We start from the raw sequence: 20,147 nt of genomic DNA, 5'->3' as shown, positions 1-20,147 counted from the left end.
CCGGCCGCCGTCAGGCCCGCCCGGCGGCCGAAGTCTCCGCCCGGCGCCCGAGGACGGAACGGCAACCGCCGCCTCCGCCTACACGTACCGTTTGATCTCCCGGCGAGCCAACGACCGCTGATGGACCTCGTCCGGCCCGTCCGCCAGCCGCAACGTCCGTGCCGCCGCCCACAGTTCGGCCAGCGGAAAGTCCTGGCCGACGCCACCCGCACCGTGCAGCTGCACCGCCCGGTCGATGATGTCGACCACCGCGCGCGGGGTGGCGATCTTGATGGCCTGGATCTCCGTGTGCGCGCCCCGGTTGCCCACCGTGTCCATCAGCCATGCCGTCTTCAGCACCAGCAGCCGCAGCTGCTCCACCGTGACCCGCGCGTCCGCGATCCAGTTCTGCACCACGCCCTGCTGGGCGAGCGGCTTGCCGAAGGCCGTACGGGACACCGCCCGCCTGCACATCAGCTCGATCGCCCGCTCGGCCATGCCGATCAGCCGCATGCAGTGGTGGATGCGGCCCGGCCCCAACCGCGCCTGGGCGATGGCGAAGCCACCGCCCTCCTCGCCGATCAGGTTCGCGGCGGGCACCCGTACGTCCGTGAGGACGATCTCGGCGTGACCGCCGTGGGAGTGGTCCTCGTAGCCGTACACCTGCATGGCGCGCCGCACTTCGAGACCGGAGGTGTCGCGCGGGACCAGGATCATCGACTGCCGGCGGCGGATGTCGGCGCCCTCGGGGTCGGTCTTGCCCATCACGACGAAGATCCGGCAGTCGGGGTTCATCGCCCCGGAGATGTACCACTTGCGGCCGTTGATGACGTAGTCGTCACCGTCGCGCACGATCCGGGTCTCGATGTTCGTCGCGTCCGACGAGGCCACCTCGGGCTCCGTCATCGCGAACGCCGAGCGGATCTCCCCGGCGAGCAGCGGCTCCAGCCACTGCTTCTTCTGCTCGTCCGTGGCGAACTGGAAGAGCACCTCCATGTTCCCGGTGTCCGGAGCCGCGCAGTTGAGTGCGGTCGGCGCCAACTGCGGGGAGCGCCCGGTGATTTCGGCGAGCGGCGCGTACTGGAGATTGGTCAGCCCGGCCCCGTGCTCGGCGTCGGGGAGGAAGAGGTTCCACAGACCCTGCCGCCGCGCCTCGGCCTTCAGGTCCTCGACGATCTGCGGGGTGTCCCACGGGGAGGCCAGGTGCGCGCGCTGCTCGTCCGCGACCTTCTCGGCGGGGTGGACATGCTCGTCCATGAAGGCGAGAAGCCTGGTGCGCAGCTCTTCGGTACGGGCGTCGAATGCGAAGTCCACGGGATGATCAGCCTTCCTGGAGGGTGGTGAGGCCGTGCTCGATGAAGACGGGGACGAGGCCGCCGATGCGGTCGAAGCCGGCGCCGACGGTCTGGCCCAGGGTGTAGCGGTAGTGGATGCCCTCCAGGATCACGGCGAGTTTGAACCAGGCGAACGCCGTGTACCAGGAGAGGGCGGCGGTGTCCCGGCCGGAGCGTGCGGCATAGCGCTCGATCAGTTCGGCGGGGGTGGGGTGGCCGGCCGCGCCGCTGGTGGTGGAGACCGGGGAGTTGGCCAGGCCGAGGTCGGAGCTGTACATCACCAGCAGGCCGAGGTCGGTCAGCGGGTCGCCGAGCGTCGACATCTCCCAGTCGAGGACGGCCTTGATCCGGTCGTCCGAGCCGATCAGGACGTTGTCCAGGCGGTAGTCGCCGTGCACGACGGTGGGCGCGGGGGAGACGGGCAGCCCCCGGCCGAGTGCGGCGTGCAGCTCGTCGATGCCGGGCAGCTCGCGGTCGCGGGAGGCGTCCAGCTGCTTGCCCCAGCGGCGCAGCTGCCGGTCGAGGAAGCCCTCGGGGTGCCCGAAGTTGCCGAGCCCGACCGACACCGGGTCCACGGCGTGCAGTGCGACGAGGGTGTCGACGAGGCCGAGGACGGCCTCCCGGGTGCGCTCGGCGCCCAGCGGGGCGAGCTGCTCCGCCGTGCGGTACGGCGTGCCCTCGACGTACTCCATCACGTAGAAGGGCGAACCGATCACCGAGTCGTCCTCGCAGAGCAGCACCGGTCCGGGTACCGGAACAGCCGTCGGGTGCAGCGCGCTGATCACCCGGTGCTCGCGCCTCATGTCGTGTGCCGTGGCCAGGACATGGCCCAGCGGGGGCCTGCGCACGACCCAGCGGCCGGTGCCGTCCGCGACGACGTACGTCAGGTTCGACCGGCCGCCCTCGACGAGCCGGGCTTCGAGCGGTCCGTTCACCAGACCCGGCCGCTCGCGGTCGAGATGTCCGCGCAGCCGGTCGAGGTCGAGACCTGGCGGGTGGACTGGACTCATCGTGCGCACCTCCGGGATGAGAGACGGTCGGTGTTCATGATGCCGACCAGTCGGTATGTCGTCCAGTGGACTCCCGGAATCGGGGCGTGGACGCCGTGCGGACTTGGTCCGGAGTCTGGTGCTCAGTCGCATCCCTGAATAGGGTTCACGTATGAGACCAGAATTGCTGATCGACGAAGTCCGGCTGACCCCGATCCTGATAGCCGACCCGCCCCTGCTCAACACCCAGGGCGTCCACCAGCCGTACACCCCGAGGCTCATCGTGGAAGTCGTCACGGACGGGGGAGTGACCGGTGTCGGGGAGACGTACGGGGACGGCAAGTACCTCGAACTCGCCCGGCCGCTCGCCGCCGCGCTCGCCGGGCGCCCGGTCAGCGATCTGAACGGCCTGTTCGCCCTGGCCGACGAAGTGTGCGGTGATTCACGTGCGGCCGACGAGCGGGTCGACGCCGGTGGGCTGCGCGGCGCCCAGACCGCCGACAAGCTCCGGCTCTCCGTCGTCTCCGGCTTCGAGGTCGCCTGCCTGGACGCCCTGGGCAAGTCCCTGGGCCTGCCCGTGCACGCCCTGCTCGGCGGCAAGGTCCGCGACAGCGTCGAGTACAGCGCGTACCTCTTCTACCGCTGGGCCGCCCACCCCGACGGTGGCGAACAGGACGACTGGGGCGCCGCCGTCGATCCGGCCGGCGTCGTCGCCCAGGCCCGGCGCTTCGCGCGTGAGCACGGCTTCTCCTCGTTCAAGCTCAAGGGCGGCGTCTTCGAACCCGACCGGGAGATCGCCGCGATCCGCGCCCTGGCCGAGGAGTTCCCCGGCCGGCCGCTGCGCCTCGACCCCAACGGCGCCTGGTCGGTGGAGACCTCGCTGTACGTCGCCGAGCAGCTGAAAGGCGTACTCGAATACCTGGAGGACCCGGCGAGCGGCACGGACCTGATGGCCGAGGTGGCCGCCGCCACCGACGTACCGCTCGCCACCAACATGTGCGTGACGACCCTCGCCGAGGTCCCCGAGGCCTTCGCCCGCGGCGCCGTCCAGGTGGTCCTGTCCGACCACCACTACTGGGGCGGGCTGCACCGCACCCGCGAACTGGCCGGGATCTGCCGCACCTTCGGCGTCGGGCTCTCCATGCACTCCAACACCCACCTCGGCATCAGCCTCGCCGCGATGACGCACGTCGCGGCCACCGTCCCCAACCTCGACTACGCCTGCGACAGCCACTACCCCTGGCAGACCGAGGACGTCATCACCACCCGCCATGTCTTCCGGGACGGCCGGCTCGCCGTCTCCGACGCACCCGGGCTCGGCGTCGAGCTCGACCGCGCTCGCCTGGCCGCACTGCACCGGCGCTGGCTCGACGACGACGGCACGATGCGCGAGCGCGACGACGCGGCCGCGATGCGCAAGGCCGAGCCGGGCTGGCGGACCCCGTCGATCCCGCGCTGGTGAAGCCCGCGCGGGCGGGGGCCGGACGGGCGCCGGGCGGGGCCGACGGTTCATCCGCGGTCCCCCGGGATCCGGCGCGCAGGGCCCCCACGGCCTGAGTTGCGCGGGCCCCGGACCGCGCCGAGGGTCGGTACATGAAGGCGATCAGCTACAGCGCGTACGGCGGGGCCGACCTCCTGGAGTACGGCGAACGGCCCGATCCCAAGGTCGGCCCCGACACCGTCCTGGTGAAGGTGCGGGCCGCAGCGGTCAACCCGGTCGACTGGAAGGCCCGCGAGGGCCACCTCGACTCCGGTCTGGAAGCCGTGTTCCCGGTGATCCCCGGCTGGGACGTGTCCGGCGTCGTGGTGCAGCCCGGTGTCGCCGTCGACGAGTTCACGGTCGGTGACGAGGTCATCGGCTATGTGCGGGAGGACTTCCTCTGCCGCGGCACGTTCGCCGAATACGTCGCCGCGCCCGTGCGCACCCTCGCCCGCAAGCCGCTGAGCCTGAGCTTCGAGGAGGCCGCGGGCCTGCCGCTGGCCGGTCTCACCGCGTACCAGGTGCTCCACCGCACGCTGCGGATCCAGGACGGCGAGACGGTCCTCGTCCACGCGGCGGCGGGCGGCGTGGGCTCGCTCGCCGTCCAGCTCGCCCGCCACGCGGGCGCCCGCGTCATCGGCACCGCGAGCGAACGCAACCACGACCATGTGCGGCAGCTCGGCGGCGAGCCGGTGGCCTACGGGGACGGCCTCGCCGACCGGCTGTGGGCGCTGGCCCCGGACGGTGTCGACGCGGCGTTCGACACCGTCGGCGGTGAGGCGCTCCGTGTCTCCGCCGAAGTGCTGAAGCCGGGGGGCCGACTGGCCTCCATCGCGGACGGCGAGGTCTTCTCGTACGGCGGCCGCTACGCCTTCGTGCGCCCGGACGCCAAGGACCTCGCCCACCTGGCCGAACTGGCCGAGCAGGGCATCGTCACGGTCCATGTGGACCGGGTCTTCCCGCTGGAACGGGCGGCGGACGCCTACCGGCTGAACGAGCAGGGACGTACCCGCGGAAAGATCGTCGTCACCGTCCCCTGGGAGACGCCCGACGTCTGACCGGCACCGGGCGCAGTCCGGTGCCGGGGCTCAGAACAGCATGGCCGCGGCGAACACCGCGAGCGCGATCGTGCACGCTGCCGCGGTCAGCGCCCCGCGTGCCGACAGCGGCTGCGGACGGGCGGTCTCCATCCCGAGGACCCGCCGGTGCGCCACGAGCAGGAAACCCAGCCAGGCCAGCGCGCTCAGCGACACGGCGACGAGCGCGGCCGGGCCCGCCCCGCCGTGCAGCGCCTGCTTGACCGCCAGCAGCGCGGCCACCGTGCAGGAAAGGGTCGTCCGCCGCCATGCCAGCCTGGTCCGCTCGGGCTGCAGCCCGGGGTCGCGCCCGTCGGCCGTCACCGGCCCTCCCAGCCGAAGACGACCACCACCATCGCCACGGCGACGACGGCGACGGCGAGACCGAGCAGCGTCGGGAAACGGGAGACCGGCAGATCCTCCCCGCGCCGCATCGCCCGCTCGCACCGCACCCAGTGGTTGATCGCCCGCAGCGCGCACAGCACACCGGCCGCCAGCAGCGCCAGCGCCAGCCCCGCGCGGATGCCCCACGACAGCTCCGGGAGGAACTGGTCGACCGCGAAACCACCGCCGATCAGCGCGAGGGCCGTCCGGATCCAGGCGAGGAAAGTGCGCTCATTGGCGAGCGAGAACCGGTAGTCGGGGGTGTCGCCCTCTTCACGGATCCGCTGCGGCGCGAACCACAGCCGCAGACCCCGTACGAATTCGTTCACGCGTGAACCTTAGAACGGCCGACGGACGCTGGAACGGCCGACGGATCCTGGAAGGGCCTACAACCTTGGAACGGCCGACGGACCCTGGAGCGGTCGACCAACCTCGGAACGGTCGGCGAGGGGAGGCCGGGCTCAGGAGACCGCTCCGCCCGACCGGAAGGCGCGCAGCCGGTGGTACGTCTCCAGGCCGTCCGGCACCCATTCCCAGTCGCCGAGCCGCTGCTCCAGCTCCGCATCGGTGAGGAAGGTGTGCCAGGCGACCTCCTCCGCCTGCGGGCGCACCGGCAGCTCGCACCGTACCTGGTAGACGCGGCTCCACCAGGAGTGCTCCGCACTCTCGTAGAGGAAGGTGAACAGCGGCTCGGGGCGGGGGAGACCGGAGACCCCCAGCTCCTCCTCGGCCTCCCGCAGCGCCGCCTCGTCGTACGACTCGCCGGCGCCGACCACCCCGCCGACGAACATGTCGTAGTGGGACGGGAAGACCAGCTTGGTGGCGGTCCTGCGGTGCACGAAGAGCCGGCCCCCGGCATCCCGGGCCTCGATGAAGACGCAGCGATGGCGCAGGCCCCGCGCGGTCGCCTCACCGCGCGGGGCCTGCCCCACGACCACGTCGTTCTCGTCGACGATGTCCAGGATCTCGTCAGAAGGAGTCATGCCCCTCATCCAACATCAGACCGCCGGCGGTGCTCACTGCCCCATGACGTGCGTGACCGTCGGGCCCGTGGTCCAGCCGCCGTCCACGGCGAGTTCGGCGCCGGTGACGGACGAGGCCATCGGCGTGCAAGGAAGGGCGGGCCGGAAGGGCGCCGCTCAGCTCGGCAGCAGGCTCTTCTCCCGGCGCCCGCCCACCGGCCCCTCCGGCATCGCCGGATGCAGGCCCAGCAGCACGATTCCGCCGACGATCGCCGCGAGACCGGCCGCCTGCCAGGCCAGCGCCCCGGCGTCGGTACGCAACTGGTCGCCGAGGAAGCCGACCCCGCAGGCGATCCCGGCCAGCGGCTGGGCCGCCGTCAGCGGGGGCAGCGAGACCCGCAGCGGGCCCGTCTCGAACGCGCTCTGCACCAGGAGCAGGCCGGTCACCCCCAGCACCACGACCGCGTACGGCTGCCATGCCGTCACGAGCGCCGTCAGGCCGTTGTCGGACAGCCGCTGGCCGGTGACCCGGGTGAGGGCGTCCTGGAGTCCGTACAGCAGACCCGCCGCCACCGCGAGCAGCGCCGGGGCGGCCCCGAACTGCATGCGCTTGGCGATGGTGGTGAGCAGCAGGGCCGCGCCCACGACCACGCCGATCACCAGCCAGTGCCGCAGCGGATCGGTCACCGCCTCCCCGCCCTGCGGCCGGCCCCCCAGGAGGAAGGCGGCGACTCCGCCGGCCAGCATCCAGAGCCCGGCCCAGCCCTGCCGGCCGAGCCGCTGACCGGTGCGATGGCGCGACAGGGCCATCGCGAAGAGCAGATTGGTCGCGAGCAGGGGTTCGACGACGGACAGTTCGCCCTTGCCCAGGGCCAGGGCGCCCAGCACCATGCCGCAGACCATCAACCCGATCCCGGCCAGCCAGCTCGGCACCCGCATCAGGTCCAGCAGCAGCCGGAAGGAGAGGTAGTCGCTCCGCGGCGCGTGCGAAGCGGCGGCCTGCTGGAGGACGAAGCCGAACCCCAGACAGCAGGCGGCACTCACGGCGAGCACGAGAACCAGCACCGACACGCTTCTACCTCAAGTCAGGCCAGAAGTGGGTGATTCGTTCCGACGATAGCGCCTGAGCCCCGTGGGTGCGGCCGGGACGCCGCCGACCGGGCGGTTGACGCCGCAGCGGCCGGTGCAGAGGATCTGACGCACGAGTAACCTCCGGCGTCCGCGCCGGAGCCGCACTGTGCCCCGACCCGGGACCTGACCCCGGCCCCGGCCGTGACCGGACCGCCCGAACCCCGACAAGGATGGAACCCATGGCGTACGACGCTGATGTGATCGTTATCGGGGCAGGGCTCGCGGGTCTGGTGGCCACCGCCGAGCTGGTCGACGCGGGCCGTTCGGTGATCCTGCTCGACCAGGAGCCCGAACAGTCCATCGGCGGCCAGGCGCACTGGTCCTTCGGCGGTCTCTTCCTCGTCGACTCGCCCGAGCAGCGCCGGATGCGGATCAAGGACAGCCATGAGCTGGCCCTCCAGGACTGGCTCGGCACGGCGGGCTTCGACCGCGAGGAGGACCACTGGCCGCGGAAGTGGGCCGAGGCGTACGTCGACTTCGCGGCCGGCGAGAAGCGCTCGTGGCTGCACGCCCAGGGGCTCCGGCTCTTCCCCGTCGTCGGCTGGGCGGAGCGCGGCGGTTACGACGCGAACGGACACGGCAACTCCGTGCCCCGTTTCCACATCACCTGGGGCACCGGCCCCGGCATCGTCGCCCCCTTCGAGCGCCGGGTCCGCGCGGGCGTCGCGAAGGGCCTCGTACGGTTCGGGTTCCGCCACCGGGTCACCGGCCTCGGCCGCACCGCGGGCACCGTCGACACGGTGACCGGCGAGATACTGGAGCCGAGCGCGGCCGCCCGCGGCACCGCGAGCAGCCGCGTGCCGGCCGGCACGTTCGAGCTGCGGGCCCAGGCGGTGATCGTCACCTCCGGCGGCATCGGCGGCAACCACGACCTCGTACGCAAGCAGTGGCCCCGGCGGCTCGGCACACCGCCCGCGAAGATGCTCTCCGGGGTGCCCGCCCACGTCGACGGGCTGATGCTCGGCATCACCGAGGAGGCCGGCGCCCACCACATCAACCGCGACCGGATGTGGCACTACACCGAGGGCATCGAGAACTGGAACCCCATCTGGGCCCGGCACGGCATCCGCATCCTGCCGGGACCGTCCTCGCTCTGGCTGGACGCCCGCGGCAAGCGGCTGCCGGTTCCCCTCTTCCCGGGCTTCGACACCCTCGGCACCCTCGAACACATCATGAAGTCCGGATACGACTACACCTGGTTCGTTCTCGACCGGAAGATCATCGGCAAGGAGTTCGCGCTCTCCGGCTCCGAGCAGAACCCCGACCTGACCGGAAAGTCGATCCGCGACGTGATCGGCCGGGCGCGGGCGGACGTCCCGGCGCCGGTGAAGGCGTTCATGGACAACGGAGCGGACTTCGTCGTCGAGAAGGACCTCGCGGCACTGGTCCGCGGGATGAACGCGCTCACCGCCGAACCGCTGATCGACGAGGCCGAACTGCGCCGCGAGATCACCGCACGCGACCGCGAGATCGCCAATCCCTTCACCAAGGACCTCCAGATCACCGCGATCCGCGGCGCCCGCACCTATCTGGGGGACAAGCTGATCCGGACGGCGGCGCCACACCGCATCCTCGACCCCAAGGCCGGCCCGCTGATCGCCGTACGGCTGAACATCCTGACCCGCAAATCGCTCGGCGGGCTGGAGACGGACCTGGCCTCCCGGGTCCTCACCGAGGACGGCACACCGCTGCCCGGTGTGTACGCGGCGGGGGAGGCGGCCGGTTTCGGCGGCGGCGGGGTGCACGGCTACCGCTCGCTGGAAGGAACCTTCCTCGGCGGCTGCGTCTTCTCCGGCAGGTCGGCGGGCAGGGCGGCGGCGCAGGCCGTCGGCTGAGGGCTGTCCCGGCCCCGGGCCGCCGGGCCAGGACCCGGATGGGCGACTTCCCGCAGCCACCGCAGCCACCGCAGCCACCGCAGCGACGGCAGCCACCGCAGTCACCGCAGCGACGGCAGCCACCGCAGCCGCAGCACCCGGCTCGGGCGGCTCGGGCGGCCCCGTCCCGGACCGTACGCGCGGCGGCCTCCCGGACCGGCCCTGTCCCGGGCGGCCGGAGCCGGCGCGGATAGAGTCGGTGGGGTGAAGATCCCGCGTCTCCTCGACGGCCGGCTGAAGTTGCGCCACCTGGTCCTCGTCGACGCGCTCTCCCGGCAGGGAAGCGTCGTCGGCGCCGCCGCGGAGCTCCATGTCACCCAGCCGGCGGCCACCCGCAGCCTGCACGAGCTGGAGGACATCCTCGGTGTCCCGCTGTACGAACGCGGCCCCCGGGGCGTCACCGCGACCGTCTTCGGCGCGGCCTTCACCGAGCACGCGCGGGCCGTGCTGGCCCAGCTGGCGCAGGCGGGCCGCCATGTGGTGGAGCTGGCCGACGCCGACCGCGGAACGGTCATCGTCGGCACCCATCTGGCCGGGTCCAATGTGCTCCTCCCACGGGCCATCGCCGAGATCAAGAAGGAGCGCCCCTACCTGACGGTGATCGTCCGGGAGGCGTCACCGGAGGCGCTGCTCCTGGAACTGGAGGCGGGCCGCATCGACTTCGTCGTCGGCCGGCTCACCGTTCCCTCCGACGAGCGGACCGTGCGCCGCAAGCTCTACGACGAGTCGGTCGAGCTCGTGGTCCGGGCCTCGCACACGCTCGCCGGGCAGTCCGCGGTGGAGCTCGCGGACCTGGCGGACTACCCGTGGATCCTGCCGGGGGCGGAGACCGCGCTGCGGCGGGAGATCGAGGAGTTCTTCGCGCGGCACGGGATGCCGCTGCCGATGAACCGGGTCGAGACGACCTCGTTCTTGACGGTCCGTCAACTCCTGTTGGAGACCGATGTCGTCGCGGCGCTGCCCAGCCTGATCACCCGGGACGACACCCGGATCGTCAGGCTGGCGGTGCCGCTGGACCCGATCGGCCACAGCGTCGGGCTGACCCTGTCGGCCGCCCGCGCGCTGGGCCCCTCCGCGCAGGCGCTGATCCGGAGCCTGGAGGACATCGCCGCCGGAATGGCTCCGCAGGGCACGGACGGCGACGACTCCCCCCAGCGTTGACGGGCGGGGCAGCCGCGCCGTTCCGGAGGGGTGGCTCCGGAGTGCCGCGGGCGGGTCCGGGCCCCTCTGCCGCCGGGCGGAGCGGAGGATCTGCGCTCTGTCCGCGAGGGGTCGAACCGGGCGGACGGCCATCGCTGCGGCCTCCCCGCACATTCCCCGGCCCGAGCAGGGTTGGCCCTGCCCAGAAACGGGCAAGTACCGCCCTTTTCATGATCTCAATCGTGTTGATCATCACGCCGTGCTCACCGAACGTATGAGCTAGCGTTCCGAAGCGTGATCAACACCTCTCTCCCCTCTGACCAGGCGACTTCAACCGTTGCCGCGCTGACGCGGGCGCTTTTCGGCGAACAACTGGAGGAGTTCCACGAGCCCTGGCGCAAGCTGTTCAGCACCGAGCCGTTTCGCTTCCGGGAAGGGCTGTCACCCGATGAACGGGCCGCGCTGTCCTACGAGCGTTTACACCTGATCAACGAAGCGCTCGAAGAGCCGGAGGCCTTCGTGGCCGACGTGGAACGACTCGCGGCCCTCCACGAATGGGTCGGCCCGGTGGACGCGGGACTGGGGACAGTGGCGAGCATCCACTACAACCTCTTCCTCGGCAGCCTCGTCGACCACGCGTCGGGTCCGAAGCGCGATCTGGGGGAGTTCGCCCGTCTGCGGCGTACAGGAACGTTCCTGTGCACGGAGGCCGGGCACGGCAACAGCGCCTCGCAACTGGAGACCACCGCCACGTACGACCGCACCACGGGCGAGTTCGTGCTGCACACTCCCCATGCGGCCGCGGCCAAGTTCATGCCGAACACCAGCTCCACCGGCGGCCCCAAATCCGCTGTCGTCGCCGCCCGACTGATCACGGACGGCAAGGACCGGGGCGTCTTCCTGTTTCTCACCCGGCTCAGCGACGACGCCGGGCTCCCCATGCCGGGAGTCGGGATACGCAGGCTGCCGCAGACGGCCACCGCCCCCGTCGACCACTCCGTCACCTCCTTCGACCACGTCCGGCTGCCGCACGACGCGCTTCTGCAGTCCGACCACGGGCGCCTCACGCCGGAAGGCGACTTCACCAGCTCGATCGGCAGCCCCCGCAAGCGCTTCCTGCACTCCATCGGCCGCGTCACCGTCGGCAAGCTCTGCATGAGCGGCTACAGCCTCGGTGTCATGCGCCACGCGCTCGCCGTGGCCGTACGGCATGCCCATACGCGGCAGACCTCGGGTGTGTCGGCTCGCGGCAGCGTCCCGCTGTTCGCCCACCGCAGCCACCACGCCCCGCTCGTCGACGCCCTTGCCACCAGCTACGCCGCGACCCTCCTGCACCGGGCCGCGGTACGGAGGTGGGCGCAGGCAACGGAGTCGGAGCGGGAGAACGGTGAGCGGTTCGCGGCCATAGCGAAGGGCTGGATCACCTGGCGGGCCCGCGCCGTCATGACGGAGTGCCGCGAACGCTGCGGCGCGCAGGGGCTCTTCCTGGCCAACGGGATCGCCGGCCAGCTGGCAGCCAACGAGGGAACCATCACGGCGGAAGGCGACAACCTTGTCATCTGGGTCAAGGCCGCCGGCGAGATGCTCCTCGGACACTTCACCCCGAAGGAGCGCCCCAAGGCGGCGCCCGAGGACCGCGACCTCGGCGATCCGGACTTCCTCCAGGACCTGTTGGCGGGCATCGAGCGCATCTGGCACCAGCGCGCACGTACCCGCCTGCGCAGCGGAAAGGCCGGCGATCCCCTCAACCGATGGAACGCCACCGTCACGCCGGCTCTGGAACTGGTCGACGCCTACGCCCACGGCCAGGCCGCCGAAGCTCTTCTGGACGCGGCCGCCCAGGCTCCGGACCCCGAGGCGCGGCGCCAGTTGCTTCTGCTGCACCGCCTGTTCGCCCTGCGTCGCGTCGCTGCGCACAGCGGAGACCTGCTCGCCGAGGGGTACCTGACCAATGATCAGGTGAGGAGGCTTCCCGACGCGGCCGAGAGCGCCGTCGCGGACCTCGCACCCCACGCCATGACCCTCACGAACGGATTCGCCATCGCGGACGAGGTCCTCCTCGACCATCCCATCAACCGCCCTGAGGGCTTCGAAGGTGCCCTGCTGCCCGGGTGAGAGCCTCCGGCCGGGGCGGAAGACCGCCCCCAGCGCGTGACCGCAGGCCCGTACCGCAGGCCCGTACCGCAGGCGTTCCGCGTCGACGGCTCTCGGACTGGAGACCGGGAGCCCCCCGGGACGCAGGCTTGTTCATCGGCACGGACGGGGCCGAAAGCGGAGTGACACCGTCGGACGAGGAACGGACCGCACCCGGGGGACGGGTGTGGCCCGCTCCACGCCGTGGACGTGGGCACGGCGCATCGGACGAGAACCGCGCACGAGAGCCGTGGACTAAAACCGTGCACGAGAGCCGCGCCCGAGAGCCGCAGACTAGAACCGCGCAGGAGAGGTGCGGACGAGAACTGCCGCCGACACCTCGCACGCCGTGTCGGCCGCATGAACACGATTCCCGGCTCGGAACAGCCCTCAGGACGTGTCCGCCCCCGTCAGCCCGAGGAAGCGTTCCGCGTTGCCGTGCGTGATCAGCTCCCGGCTGCGGTCGTCGAGGAAGGCGCTCTTGCGGACCACCTGGCCGGCCGGCCGTTCCCCCAGCGGGTACGGGTAGTCGCTGCCCACCATCACCCGGTCCGCGCCGACCGTGTCGACCAGGAGCCGCAGGGCCCGGTCGTCGAAGACGACCGAATCGACGTAGAACCGGCCCAGGTAGTGCGAGGGCGGGCGCTCCGAGGTGCCGATGACATCGTTCCTGCCGTGCCAGGCGTTCTCCATCCGGCCGAGCCAGAAGGCGAAGGACCCGCCGCCGTGCGCGAAACAGATCTTCAGACGGTCGTCGATCCGGTCGAAGACCCCGCCCAGGATCAGCGCGAGGATCGACAGATGGGTCTCGGCGGGCATGGCCGTGAGCCACTGCGCCATCCACCGGTCCAGCCGGGGCGAACTCGCCATGTCCCAGGGGTGCACGAACACCGGCACATCGAGCGAGGCGCAGTGCTGGAGGAAGGTCACGACGCCCTCGCTGTCCAGGTCGCGATCACCGACATGGTTGCCGATCTCCACCCCCCGGTGCCCGTTGGCGATGCTCCGCTCCAGCTCGCGGCAGGCCGCGTCGGGATCCTGCAACGGCACCTGGCAGAACGGGATCAGCCGGTCCGGTGCCGGGGCGACGATCTCCAGCGCGAGATCGTTGAAGACGCGCGAGACCTTCGCCGCCTCCGCCCCGCCGCTTCCGTAGGTGAAGAACGCCGGAGTGGGGGAGACCACTTGGCGGTGCACACCGTCCGCGTCCATGTCCCGCAGCCGCGTTTCGGCGTCCCAGGCGTCGGCCCGGATCCGCCGGAACTCCCGGGAGCCCATCATGATCACGGCGTCGGACTCGGACTCCACCCGCAGCCAGGGGGCCTGCGGGCCGGCCTCGGCCGTCAGATCCGGCCAGCCCCGCGGAACGTAATGCGTATGGATGTCGATCGTGCGGTCCACGCTCAGCCCTTCCCGGGGTGCAGCGCACCGCAGTCCGGACACGTACGCGCCTTCTCGTCCCCGTAGAACTCGGCGAAGACCGGCGGCAGATCCGCGACGATGTCCCGCACCTGGAGCTCGACCTCGTGGATCTTCGCGGCGCACTCGGGGCAGTACCACTGGAACTTCTCCAGGGTGCCCTCCTCCCGGACCCGCTCGATGACCAGCCCGATCGAACCGGCGTCGGGCCGCTGCGGGGAGTGCGGCACATGGCCGGGCAGCAGCCAGGCCTCGCCCTGCCGGATGTGCACGGTGCGCGGCCCCTCGTCGGTGACGATGTCGACGTGCATGTCGCCCTTGACCTGGTAGAACCACTCCTCGTACGGGTCGAGGTGGAAGTCGGTCCGCTGGTTGGGACCGCCGACGACCTGGACGATGAAGTCCTGGCCCAGGGACATGGTGCGGTTGTTCACCGGCGGCTTGAGCAGGTGCTCGTGCTCGGTGATCCAGCCCTGGAAATCGATGACCGGGGGGATGGCGGTCATGACGGCACCTCCGTGCTGTGTTCTGTGTGTGACGGGCGGGGCCGCGGCAGATGGGCGACGGCCTGGATCTCGATCAGCAGATGGGGGTGCGGCAGCTGGTGCACCGCGACGGTCGTCCGGGTCGGTCCTTGCTCGTCGAAGAACTCGCCGTAGACCTCGTTGTATCCGCCGAAGTCGTTCATGGACACCAGATAGGTGGTGATCTGGGCGATGTCGGAGAGCTCGGCGCCCACCTCGGCGAGGATGTCCCGGATGTTCTCGATCACCGCCCGGGTCTGGGCCCGGATGTCCAGCCGCGTGGTGCCGAACTCGTCGGCCTCGACCCCCACGAACGTGTTGTCGGGCCTGCGTGAACTGGTGCCGGAGACGAACACCAGGTCCCCGGCGACCTTCACATGCGGGAACCGCCCGCGCGGAGTGGCCTTGCCCTCGATCACCCGTGAGCCGTTCATCAGTATCCCTTCACGGCGACGGATCCCAGCCCCGCCACCTCGCACTCGGTGACGCCGGGCACCAGCGGCACGGCCGCCGTGGCCGCCCCCGCGAGTACCACGTGACCGGCCTTCAGCGGAATGCTGCGGCGTCGGCACATGTTCAGCAGCGCGTGGAGCGCGCGCACCGGGTCGCCGAGGATCGCGGCGGTCGAACCGACCGCGTCCGCCGTCGCGGTACGCAGCCGGACCGCCCGGTTGGCGACGCTCTCCAGGGGCCGCCACGGGCCGATCGCGTAACCGGCCGCGGAGGTGTTGTCCGCGACGACGTCGGTGTACGTGAACCGGAAGTCCCGGTAGCGCGAGTCGATGATCTCGATGGCCGGGGCCACCGCGTCCACACAGGACTCGATGGCCGTCAGCGGATCGTCCAGGTCCACGTCCCGGCAGAGCCGGTAGGCGACCTCCGGCTCCGCCTTCGGGTGGATGAAGCGCGACAGGTCGACCTCGTCGCCGTCCGCGATCCTCATCGCGTCGGTGAGCCGGCCCACGATCACGTCGGAGACACCCATCTGCGCCATCTTCGCCTTGCTGGTGAACCCCAGCTTCACGCCCACGATCCGCTCGCCGCGCGCCACCCGCAGCGCCAGCAGCGCCGCCTGCACGGCGTACGCGTCGTCGATGTCGAACTCATGGCTGTCGGCGAGGCTCGGGGTGTCCTTGCGGGACGTCTGCGCCGTGTCGAGCCGCTGAGCCAATATGCCGGTCAGTTCCGCCGGAATCACTTGCCGCTCCCTTCCGTCAGGGCCTCGCGCCGCGCGGCCAGGTCCAGTGCGATGTCCACGATGAGGTCCTCCTGGCCGCCCACCATCTGCCGCCGGCCGACCTCCAGCAGGATCTGCCGGGTGTCGACCCCGTAGCGCCGCGCCGCGCGCTCGGCATGGAGCAGGAAGCTGGAGTAGACACCGGCGTAGCCGAGGGTCAGGGTCTCCCGGTCCACCTGGACCGGCCGGTTGCGCAGCGGCCGGACGATGTCGTCGGCGGCGTCCTGGAGCGCGAACAGGTCGCAGCCGTGCTCCCAGCCCAGCAGGTCGGCGACGGCGACGAACGGTTCGGCGGGGCAGTTCCCGGCCCCGGCGCCCTGGCCCGCCAGCGCCACATCGACGCGGTACGCGCCGTGCTCCACGGCGGTCACACTGTTGGCGACCGACAGGGAGAGGTTCTCGTGGGCGTGGATGCCGATCTCGGTCGACTCGTCCAGCACCTCCCGGTACGCGTCGACCCGGGCGGCGACATCACGCATCGTCAGACGACCGCCGGAGTCGGTGACATAGACGCAGTGCGCCCCGTACGACTCCATCAGCGCGGCCTGACGCGCCAGCCCCTCGGGGGAGTTGAGATGGCTCATCATCAGGAACCCGGACACGTCCATCCCGTTCTCCCGGGCCCAGGAGATGTGCTGCGCGCCGACGTCGGCCTCGGTGCAGTGCGTCGCGACGCGCACACTGCGCACTCCGAGGGCGTGGGCCCGGCGCAGATGGTCGATGGTGCCGATGCCGGGCAGCAGCAGGGTGGTCAGCTTCGCGTGTTCGAGGACGTCCGCCGCGGCTTCGATCCACTCCTCGTCGCTGTGCGCGCCGAACCCGTAGTTCGCGCTCGAACCGCCGAGACCGTCGCCGTGCGCGACCTCGACGGCCGCGACCCCGGACCGGTCGAGGGCGGCGACGATCCGGCGCACCTGGTCGACGGTGTACATGTGCCCCATCGCGTGCATGCCGTCCCGCAGGGTCACGTCCTGGACGTACAGCTTCATGAGGTCACCCGTCCTCGGAGTGCGGCGATCTTCTCCGCGGTGCGCACCGCGGCGGAGGTCATGATGTCGAGATTGCCCGCGTAGTCGGGCAGGTAGTGGCCGGCGCCGAGCACCTCCAGGAACACGGAGACCCGCACCCCGGTGACCCGCCGCGCGAGGGCCGGTACGACGGTGTCCTCGACCGGGTCGAACTGCACGTCCTGCTTGAGCCGGTAGCCGGGCACGTACTCCCGCACGGACCGGGCCATCTGCTGGACGGAGGCCGTGATCCGGTCCCGGTCGGCGCCGGACAGCTCGCCCTCGACGAGGCAGAAGACCGTGTCGCGCATGGCGAGCGGGGGCTCCGCCGGGTTGAGCACGATGATCGCCTTGCCGACCTCGGCGCCGCCGACCAGCCGGATCGCCTCGCTCGTGGTCTCGGTGAACTCGTCGATGTTGGCCCGGGTCCCGGGACCGGCCGACTTCGACGCGATGGAGGCGACGATCTCCCCGTACGCGACCGGCACGATCCGGGAGATCGCGGCCACGACCGGAATGGTGGCCTGGCCGCCGCAGGTCACCATGTTGACGTCCGCCGCGTCCAGGTGCTCGTCCAGATTGACCGACGGCACCACGAACGGCCCGAGCGCCGCGGGGGTGAGATCGATCATCAGCTTCCCGTGCTCCGCGGCGAGTCGGGCATTGCGCACATGGGCCTTGGCCGAGGTCGCGTCGAAGATCACCTCGATCTCGGCGAACCCGGGCAGTGCGAGGAGCCCCTCGACACCGCGGTGGGTGGTGGGGACCCCCAGCCGGGCGGCGCGGGCCAGCCCGTCGGAGTCGGGGTCGATGCCCGCCATCGCGCCCATGCGCAGCGTCCTGGAGAGCCGCAGTACCTTGATCATGAGGTCGGTTCCGATGTTGCCGGACCCGATGACGGCCACCGCAACGGTGCCGGAAGCATGGCCGGCCGCTGTGCCGCCTGCGTGGGAATTCACTTGGTCTCCTCCTCGATGACTGCCTCGACCTCGCCGAGCCCGTCCAGCGCCAGCCGGTACCGGCCGGGGCCCTCGATCGGCACCATCGGGCCGAGCGCCCCGGACATGACCACGTCCCCGGCCCGCAACGGCTGCTCCCGCGCGGCCAGTTCGCGCGCCAGCCAGGCCACGGCCACGACCGGTGAGCCGAGGCAGGCGTGACCGGCGCCGAAGGAGACCGGCTCGCCGTCCCGTTGGAGCACCATGCCGACGCGGGAGAGGTCGAGCCCGCTCAGCGGATACGGAGTGGTGCCGAGCACGACCGCGCCGCTGGAGGCGTTGTCGGCGACGGTGTCGGTGATGGCCAGGTCCCAGCCGCTGATCCGCGAATCGACGATCTCGACGGCGGGCAGCACGAACTCGGTGGCCCGCAGCACATCGGCGACGCCCGCGCCGGGCCGGTCGATGTCCCGGCCGAGGACGAAGGCGATCTCGCCCTCCGCACGCGGCTGGAGGAACCGGCTCAGCGGCAGCGGCTCGGCGTGCGCGTACATCATGTCGTCGAAGAGCACTCCGAAGTCCGGCCGGAACACGTCGAACTGCTGCTGCACGGCAGGGGCGGTGAGGCCGATCTTGGCGCCCACCACCCGGGCTCCGGCCGCGCTTCTGGCGGCGGCGAGACGCCGTTGGACCTCATAGGCGGCATCGATGTCGTCGCGGCCCAGGAACTCCCGGACGGGGGCGCACGGAGTGCCGGTGGCGGCAGCGGCCGTCAGGCGCGCCACGGCCGCGTCGATCCGCGCGCAGCGGCCGGGGTTGTCGTGATCGGTCACAGCTGTACGCACACATTCGTCGGCTCGGTGTAGAAGTGGAGGGAGGACGCGCCTCCCTCGCGGCCGATGCCGGAGAGCCCGACACCGCCGAACGGGGAGCGCAGATCGCGCAGGAACCAGGTGTTGACCCAGGCCATCCCGACGTTCATCGCCTGGGCCACCCGGTGGCCGCGGCGCAGGTCGTTGGTCCACACCGAGGCCGCGAGGCCGTACTCGGTGTCGTTGGCCAGGGCGATCGCCTCCGCTTCGGTGTCGAAGGGGATCAGGGCGGCCACCGGGCCGAAGATCTCCTCGCGCACCGCGCGGTCCGCGTTGGTCAGCCCCGTCCACAGCGTCGGCTCGATCCAGGATCCGCCGGCCAGCCCGGGGCCGAGCTGCGGTACGCCACCGCCGGTGAGCACCTTCGCCCCGGCCTGCTCGGCCAGCTCGAAGTAGCCCAGCACCTTGTCGCGGTGGGTCTGGGAGATCAGCGGTCCGGTGGTGGTCCGCTCGTCCGCCGGCCGGCCGAGCCGCAGTCCCCGGGCGCGCTCGGCGAGCCCTTCGGCGATGTCGGCGAAGACCGAACGCTGTACGTAGACCCGCTCGGTGCACAGGCAGACCTGACCGGTGTTGGTGAAGACCGACTTGGTCAGCCCGGTCAGCGCCTCGTCCACGTCGACGTCGTCGAAGACGACGGCGGCGTTCTTTCCGCCCAGTTCGAACGACACCGGGCGGACCCGGGGCGCGACGGTCTTCATGACGTGCGAGCCGGTCGCGGACGAACCCGTGAAGGTCACGCCGTCGATCCCCGGGTGGGAGGTCACGTACTCCCCCGCGGAGCCGCCGCCGAAGCCGTGGACGACGTTGTAGACCCCGGCGGGGAGCCCGACCTCGGCGAGCACCTCGGCCAGCAGCGTGGCGGTGGCGGGGGTCTCCTCGCTGGGCTTGACGACCAGGGCGTTGCCGCAGGCCAGGGCCGGGGCGACCTTCCAGGTCAGCAGCAGGAGGGGCAGGTTCCACGGGACGATCACCGCGACGACGCCGAGCGGCTTGCGCACCGCGTAGTTGAGCGCCTGGCGACCCCCCGCGAGGTCGGTGAGGAAGGACTCCTGTCCGGCGGCGGCCACCACGTCCGCGAAGGTGCGGAAGTTCGCCAGAGCACGGGCGACGTCGAGCTCCCGGGCCTGGGTGACCGGCTTCCCGGTGTCCGCGATCTCCGCGGCGACGAACTCCTCGAAGCGCTCCTCGATCCGGTCCGCAGCACGCCGCAGCAGCGCCGCGCGCTCCCGTACCGGGGTCGTCGCCCAGCCGTCGTGCAGGGCCCGCCGGGCCGCTGCCACGGCGCGGTCAACCAGCTCCCTGTCCGCCTCGTGCACCCGGGCGAACACCTGGCCGGTGGCCGGGTCGGTCTTGTCGAAGCTGCGGTTCTCGTCGGGCTCCACGAACTGCCCGGCCACGAAGTTGCGGATCCACCGCCCTGTCTCTGCCGTCATGCGTCCCACTGTGATCGGCACAGCCATGCCGGACAAATGCGATTCTTGTGCGGAGGCATAACTGAACTGGCATACCCAGGTGTCTGGACATCGCGGAGACCAGGGTCTCCGCTATACCCGAACGGGTATGACCGGTCCCCGATTCGGCATTTGTGTGTCATGTCTCAGGGCATCAGGATCCACGGTTAACGACGGGTGAAGCCCGGCCGTCGTAGCGGCTGTCCGGAGCGCACCG

The 20,147-nt window shown here is 71.4% G+C and carries 19 protein-coding genes and 1 pseudogene; 5 read left to right on the top strand and 15 right to left on the bottom strand.

The genetic code is table 11. The features are described 5' to 3' along the window. Window positions 1-78 precede the first annotated feature (78 nt). Both ACFVT1_RS30125 and ACFVT1_RS30120 read right to left on the bottom strand, forming a co-directional pair. Window positions 79-1,293, bottom strand: a complete 1,215-nt coding sequence (locus ACFVT1_RS30125; RefSeq protein WP_389800973.1) for an acyl-CoA dehydrogenase family protein — start codon at window positions 1,291-1,293, stop codon at window positions 79-81. 7 nt (window positions 1,294-1,300) lie between these two features. Then, window positions 1,301-2,323, bottom strand: a complete 1,023-nt coding sequence (locus tag ACFVT1_RS30120; protein WP_389800971.1) for a phosphotransferase family protein — start codon at window positions 2,321-2,323, stop codon at window positions 1,301-1,303. A gap of 151 nt (window positions 2,324-2,474) precedes the next feature. Here ACFVT1_RS30120 and ACFVT1_RS30115 point away from each other — a divergent pair, with 151 nt between their 5' ends. Continuing rightward, complete coding sequence (locus ACFVT1_RS30115; protein WP_389800969.1) at window positions 2,475-3,764, top strand: glucarate dehydratase family protein; 1,290 nt, start codon at window positions 2,475-2,477, stop codon at window positions 3,762-3,764. A 131-nt stretch (window positions 3,765-3,895) separates the two neighbouring features. After that, entirely contained in the window at window positions 3,896-4,840 is a 945-nt protein-coding gene (locus tag ACFVT1_RS30110; protein ID WP_389800967.1) for an NADP-dependent oxidoreductase, read from the top strand. A gap of 30 nt (window positions 4,841-4,870) precedes the next feature. Here the strand turns inward: ACFVT1_RS30110 and ACFVT1_RS30105 are convergent, their stop codons facing one another. From ACFVT1_RS30105 to ACFVT1_RS30085, 5 genes and pseudogenes are all read right to left on the bottom strand, one after another. Beyond that, on the bottom strand, window positions 4,871-5,182 hold the full coding sequence (locus tag ACFVT1_RS30105; RefSeq protein WP_362206274.1) for a DUF202 domain-containing protein: 312 nt from the start codon (window positions 5,180-5,182) through the stop codon (window positions 4,871-4,873). Next, window positions 5,179-5,571 (bottom strand): YidH family protein, encoded by a 393-nt coding sequence (locus ACFVT1_RS30100; RefSeq protein ID WP_389800965.1) that lies wholly within the window; start codon window positions 5,569-5,571, stop codon window positions 5,179-5,181. The genes ACFVT1_RS30105 and ACFVT1_RS30100 overlap by 4 nt, the downstream gene beginning before the upstream one ends. Window positions 5,572-5,703: 132 nt before the next feature. Continuing rightward, window positions 5,704-6,225, bottom strand: coding sequence for an NUDIX hydrolase (locus ACFVT1_RS30095; protein WP_389800963.1), 522 nt, complete (start codon window positions 6,223-6,225; stop codon window positions 5,704-5,706). A gap of 33 nt (window positions 6,226-6,258) precedes the next feature. Continuing rightward, a pseudogene (locus ACFVT1_RS30090) lies at window positions 6,259-6,342 on the bottom strand (3-alpha-hydroxysteroid dehydrogenase); the annotation flags it as partial. A 39-nt stretch (window positions 6,343-6,381) separates the two neighbouring features. Beyond that, window positions 6,382-7,275, bottom strand: coding sequence for a DMT family transporter (locus tag ACFVT1_RS30085; RefSeq protein WP_389800961.1), 894 nt, complete (start codon window positions 7,273-7,275; stop codon window positions 6,382-6,384). 239 nt (window positions 7,276-7,514) lie between these two features. Here ACFVT1_RS30085 and ACFVT1_RS30080 point away from each other — a divergent pair, with 239 nt between their 5' ends. From ACFVT1_RS30080 to ACFVT1_RS30070, 3 genes are all read left to right on the top strand, one after another. Continuing rightward, the gene (locus tag ACFVT1_RS30080; RefSeq protein WP_389800959.1) at window positions 7,515-9,170 is read left to right on the top strand and encodes an FAD-binding dehydrogenase; all 1,656 of its coding nucleotides are present in this window, start codon (window positions 7,515-7,517) and stop codon (window positions 9,168-9,170) included. A gap of 243 nt (window positions 9,171-9,413) precedes the next feature. After that, window positions 9,414-10,370 (top strand): LysR substrate-binding domain-containing protein, encoded by a 957-nt coding sequence (locus ACFVT1_RS30075; RefSeq protein WP_389800957.1) that lies wholly within the window; start codon window positions 9,414-9,416, stop codon window positions 10,368-10,370. A gap of 273 nt (window positions 10,371-10,643) precedes the next feature. Further along, a complete protein-coding gene (locus tag ACFVT1_RS30070) occupies window positions 10,644-12,464 on the top strand; it encodes an acyl-CoA dehydrogenase (RefSeq protein WP_389800955.1) in 1,821 nt (606 codons plus the stop codon). Between the two features lie 408 nt (window positions 12,465-12,872). Here ACFVT1_RS30070 and ACFVT1_RS30065 read toward each other — a convergent pair whose 3' ends face one another. From ACFVT1_RS30065 to ACFVT1_RS30030, 8 genes are read right to left on the bottom strand one after another with little or no spacing between them, the layout of a single operon-like run. Beyond that, complete coding sequence (locus ACFVT1_RS30065) at window positions 12,873-13,883, bottom strand: amidohydrolase family protein (protein ID WP_389800953.1); 1,011 nt, start codon at window positions 13,881-13,883, stop codon at window positions 12,873-12,875. 2 nt (window positions 13,884-13,885) lie between these two features. Beyond that, window positions 13,886-14,407: a 3-hydroxyanthranilate 3,4-dioxygenase gene (locus tag ACFVT1_RS30060; RefSeq protein WP_389800951.1), complete on the bottom strand. Its 522-nt coding sequence runs from the start codon at window positions 14,405-14,407 to the stop codon at window positions 13,886-13,888. Further along, window positions 14,404-14,859 (bottom strand): RidA family protein, encoded by a 456-nt coding sequence (locus ACFVT1_RS30055; protein ID WP_389800949.1) that lies wholly within the window; start codon window positions 14,857-14,859, stop codon window positions 14,404-14,406. Before ACFVT1_RS30055 ends, ACFVT1_RS30060 begins: the two co-directional genes overlap by 4 nt. Next, window positions 14,859-15,623 (bottom strand): 2-keto-4-pentenoate hydratase, encoded by a 765-nt coding sequence (locus ACFVT1_RS30050; RefSeq protein WP_389800947.1) that lies wholly within the window; start codon window positions 15,621-15,623, stop codon window positions 14,859-14,861. The genes ACFVT1_RS30055 and ACFVT1_RS30050 overlap by 1 nt, the downstream gene beginning before the upstream one ends. Beyond that, window positions 15,620-16,651 carry a 4-hydroxy-2-oxovalerate aldolase gene (gene dmpG, locus ACFVT1_RS30045; protein WP_362206263.1) on the bottom strand — a complete coding sequence of 344 codons (1,032 nt, stop codon included), beginning with the start codon at window positions 16,649-16,651 and terminating at the stop codon, window positions 15,620-15,622. The genes ACFVT1_RS30050 and dmpG overlap by 4 nt, the downstream gene beginning before the upstream one ends. Then, entirely contained in the window at window positions 16,648-17,628 is a 981-nt protein-coding gene (locus tag ACFVT1_RS30040) for an acetaldehyde dehydrogenase (acetylating) (protein ID WP_389800945.1), read from the bottom strand. Before ACFVT1_RS30040 ends, dmpG begins: the two co-directional genes overlap by 4 nt. Further along, the gene (locus ACFVT1_RS30035) at window positions 17,625-18,440 is read right to left on the bottom strand and encodes a 2-keto-4-pentenoate hydratase (RefSeq protein WP_389800943.1); all 816 of its coding nucleotides are present in this window, start codon (window positions 18,438-18,440) and stop codon (window positions 17,625-17,627) included. The genes ACFVT1_RS30040 and ACFVT1_RS30035 overlap by 4 nt, the downstream gene beginning before the upstream one ends. Then, the gene (locus ACFVT1_RS30030; RefSeq protein ID WP_389800941.1) at window positions 18,437-19,912 is read right to left on the bottom strand and encodes a 2-hydroxymuconic semialdehyde dehydrogenase; all 1,476 of its coding nucleotides are present in this window, start codon (window positions 19,910-19,912) and stop codon (window positions 18,437-18,439) included. The genes ACFVT1_RS30035 and ACFVT1_RS30030 overlap by 4 nt, the downstream gene beginning before the upstream one ends. Window positions 19,913-20,147 lie beyond the last annotated feature (235 nt).

Source organism: Streptomyces sp. NPDC057963 (assembly GCF_042887155.1).
Lineage (GTDB): Bacteria > Actinomycetota > Actinomycetes > Streptomycetales > Streptomycetaceae > Streptomyces.
This window is presented reverse-complemented; position numbering and strand designations above follow the sequence as displayed.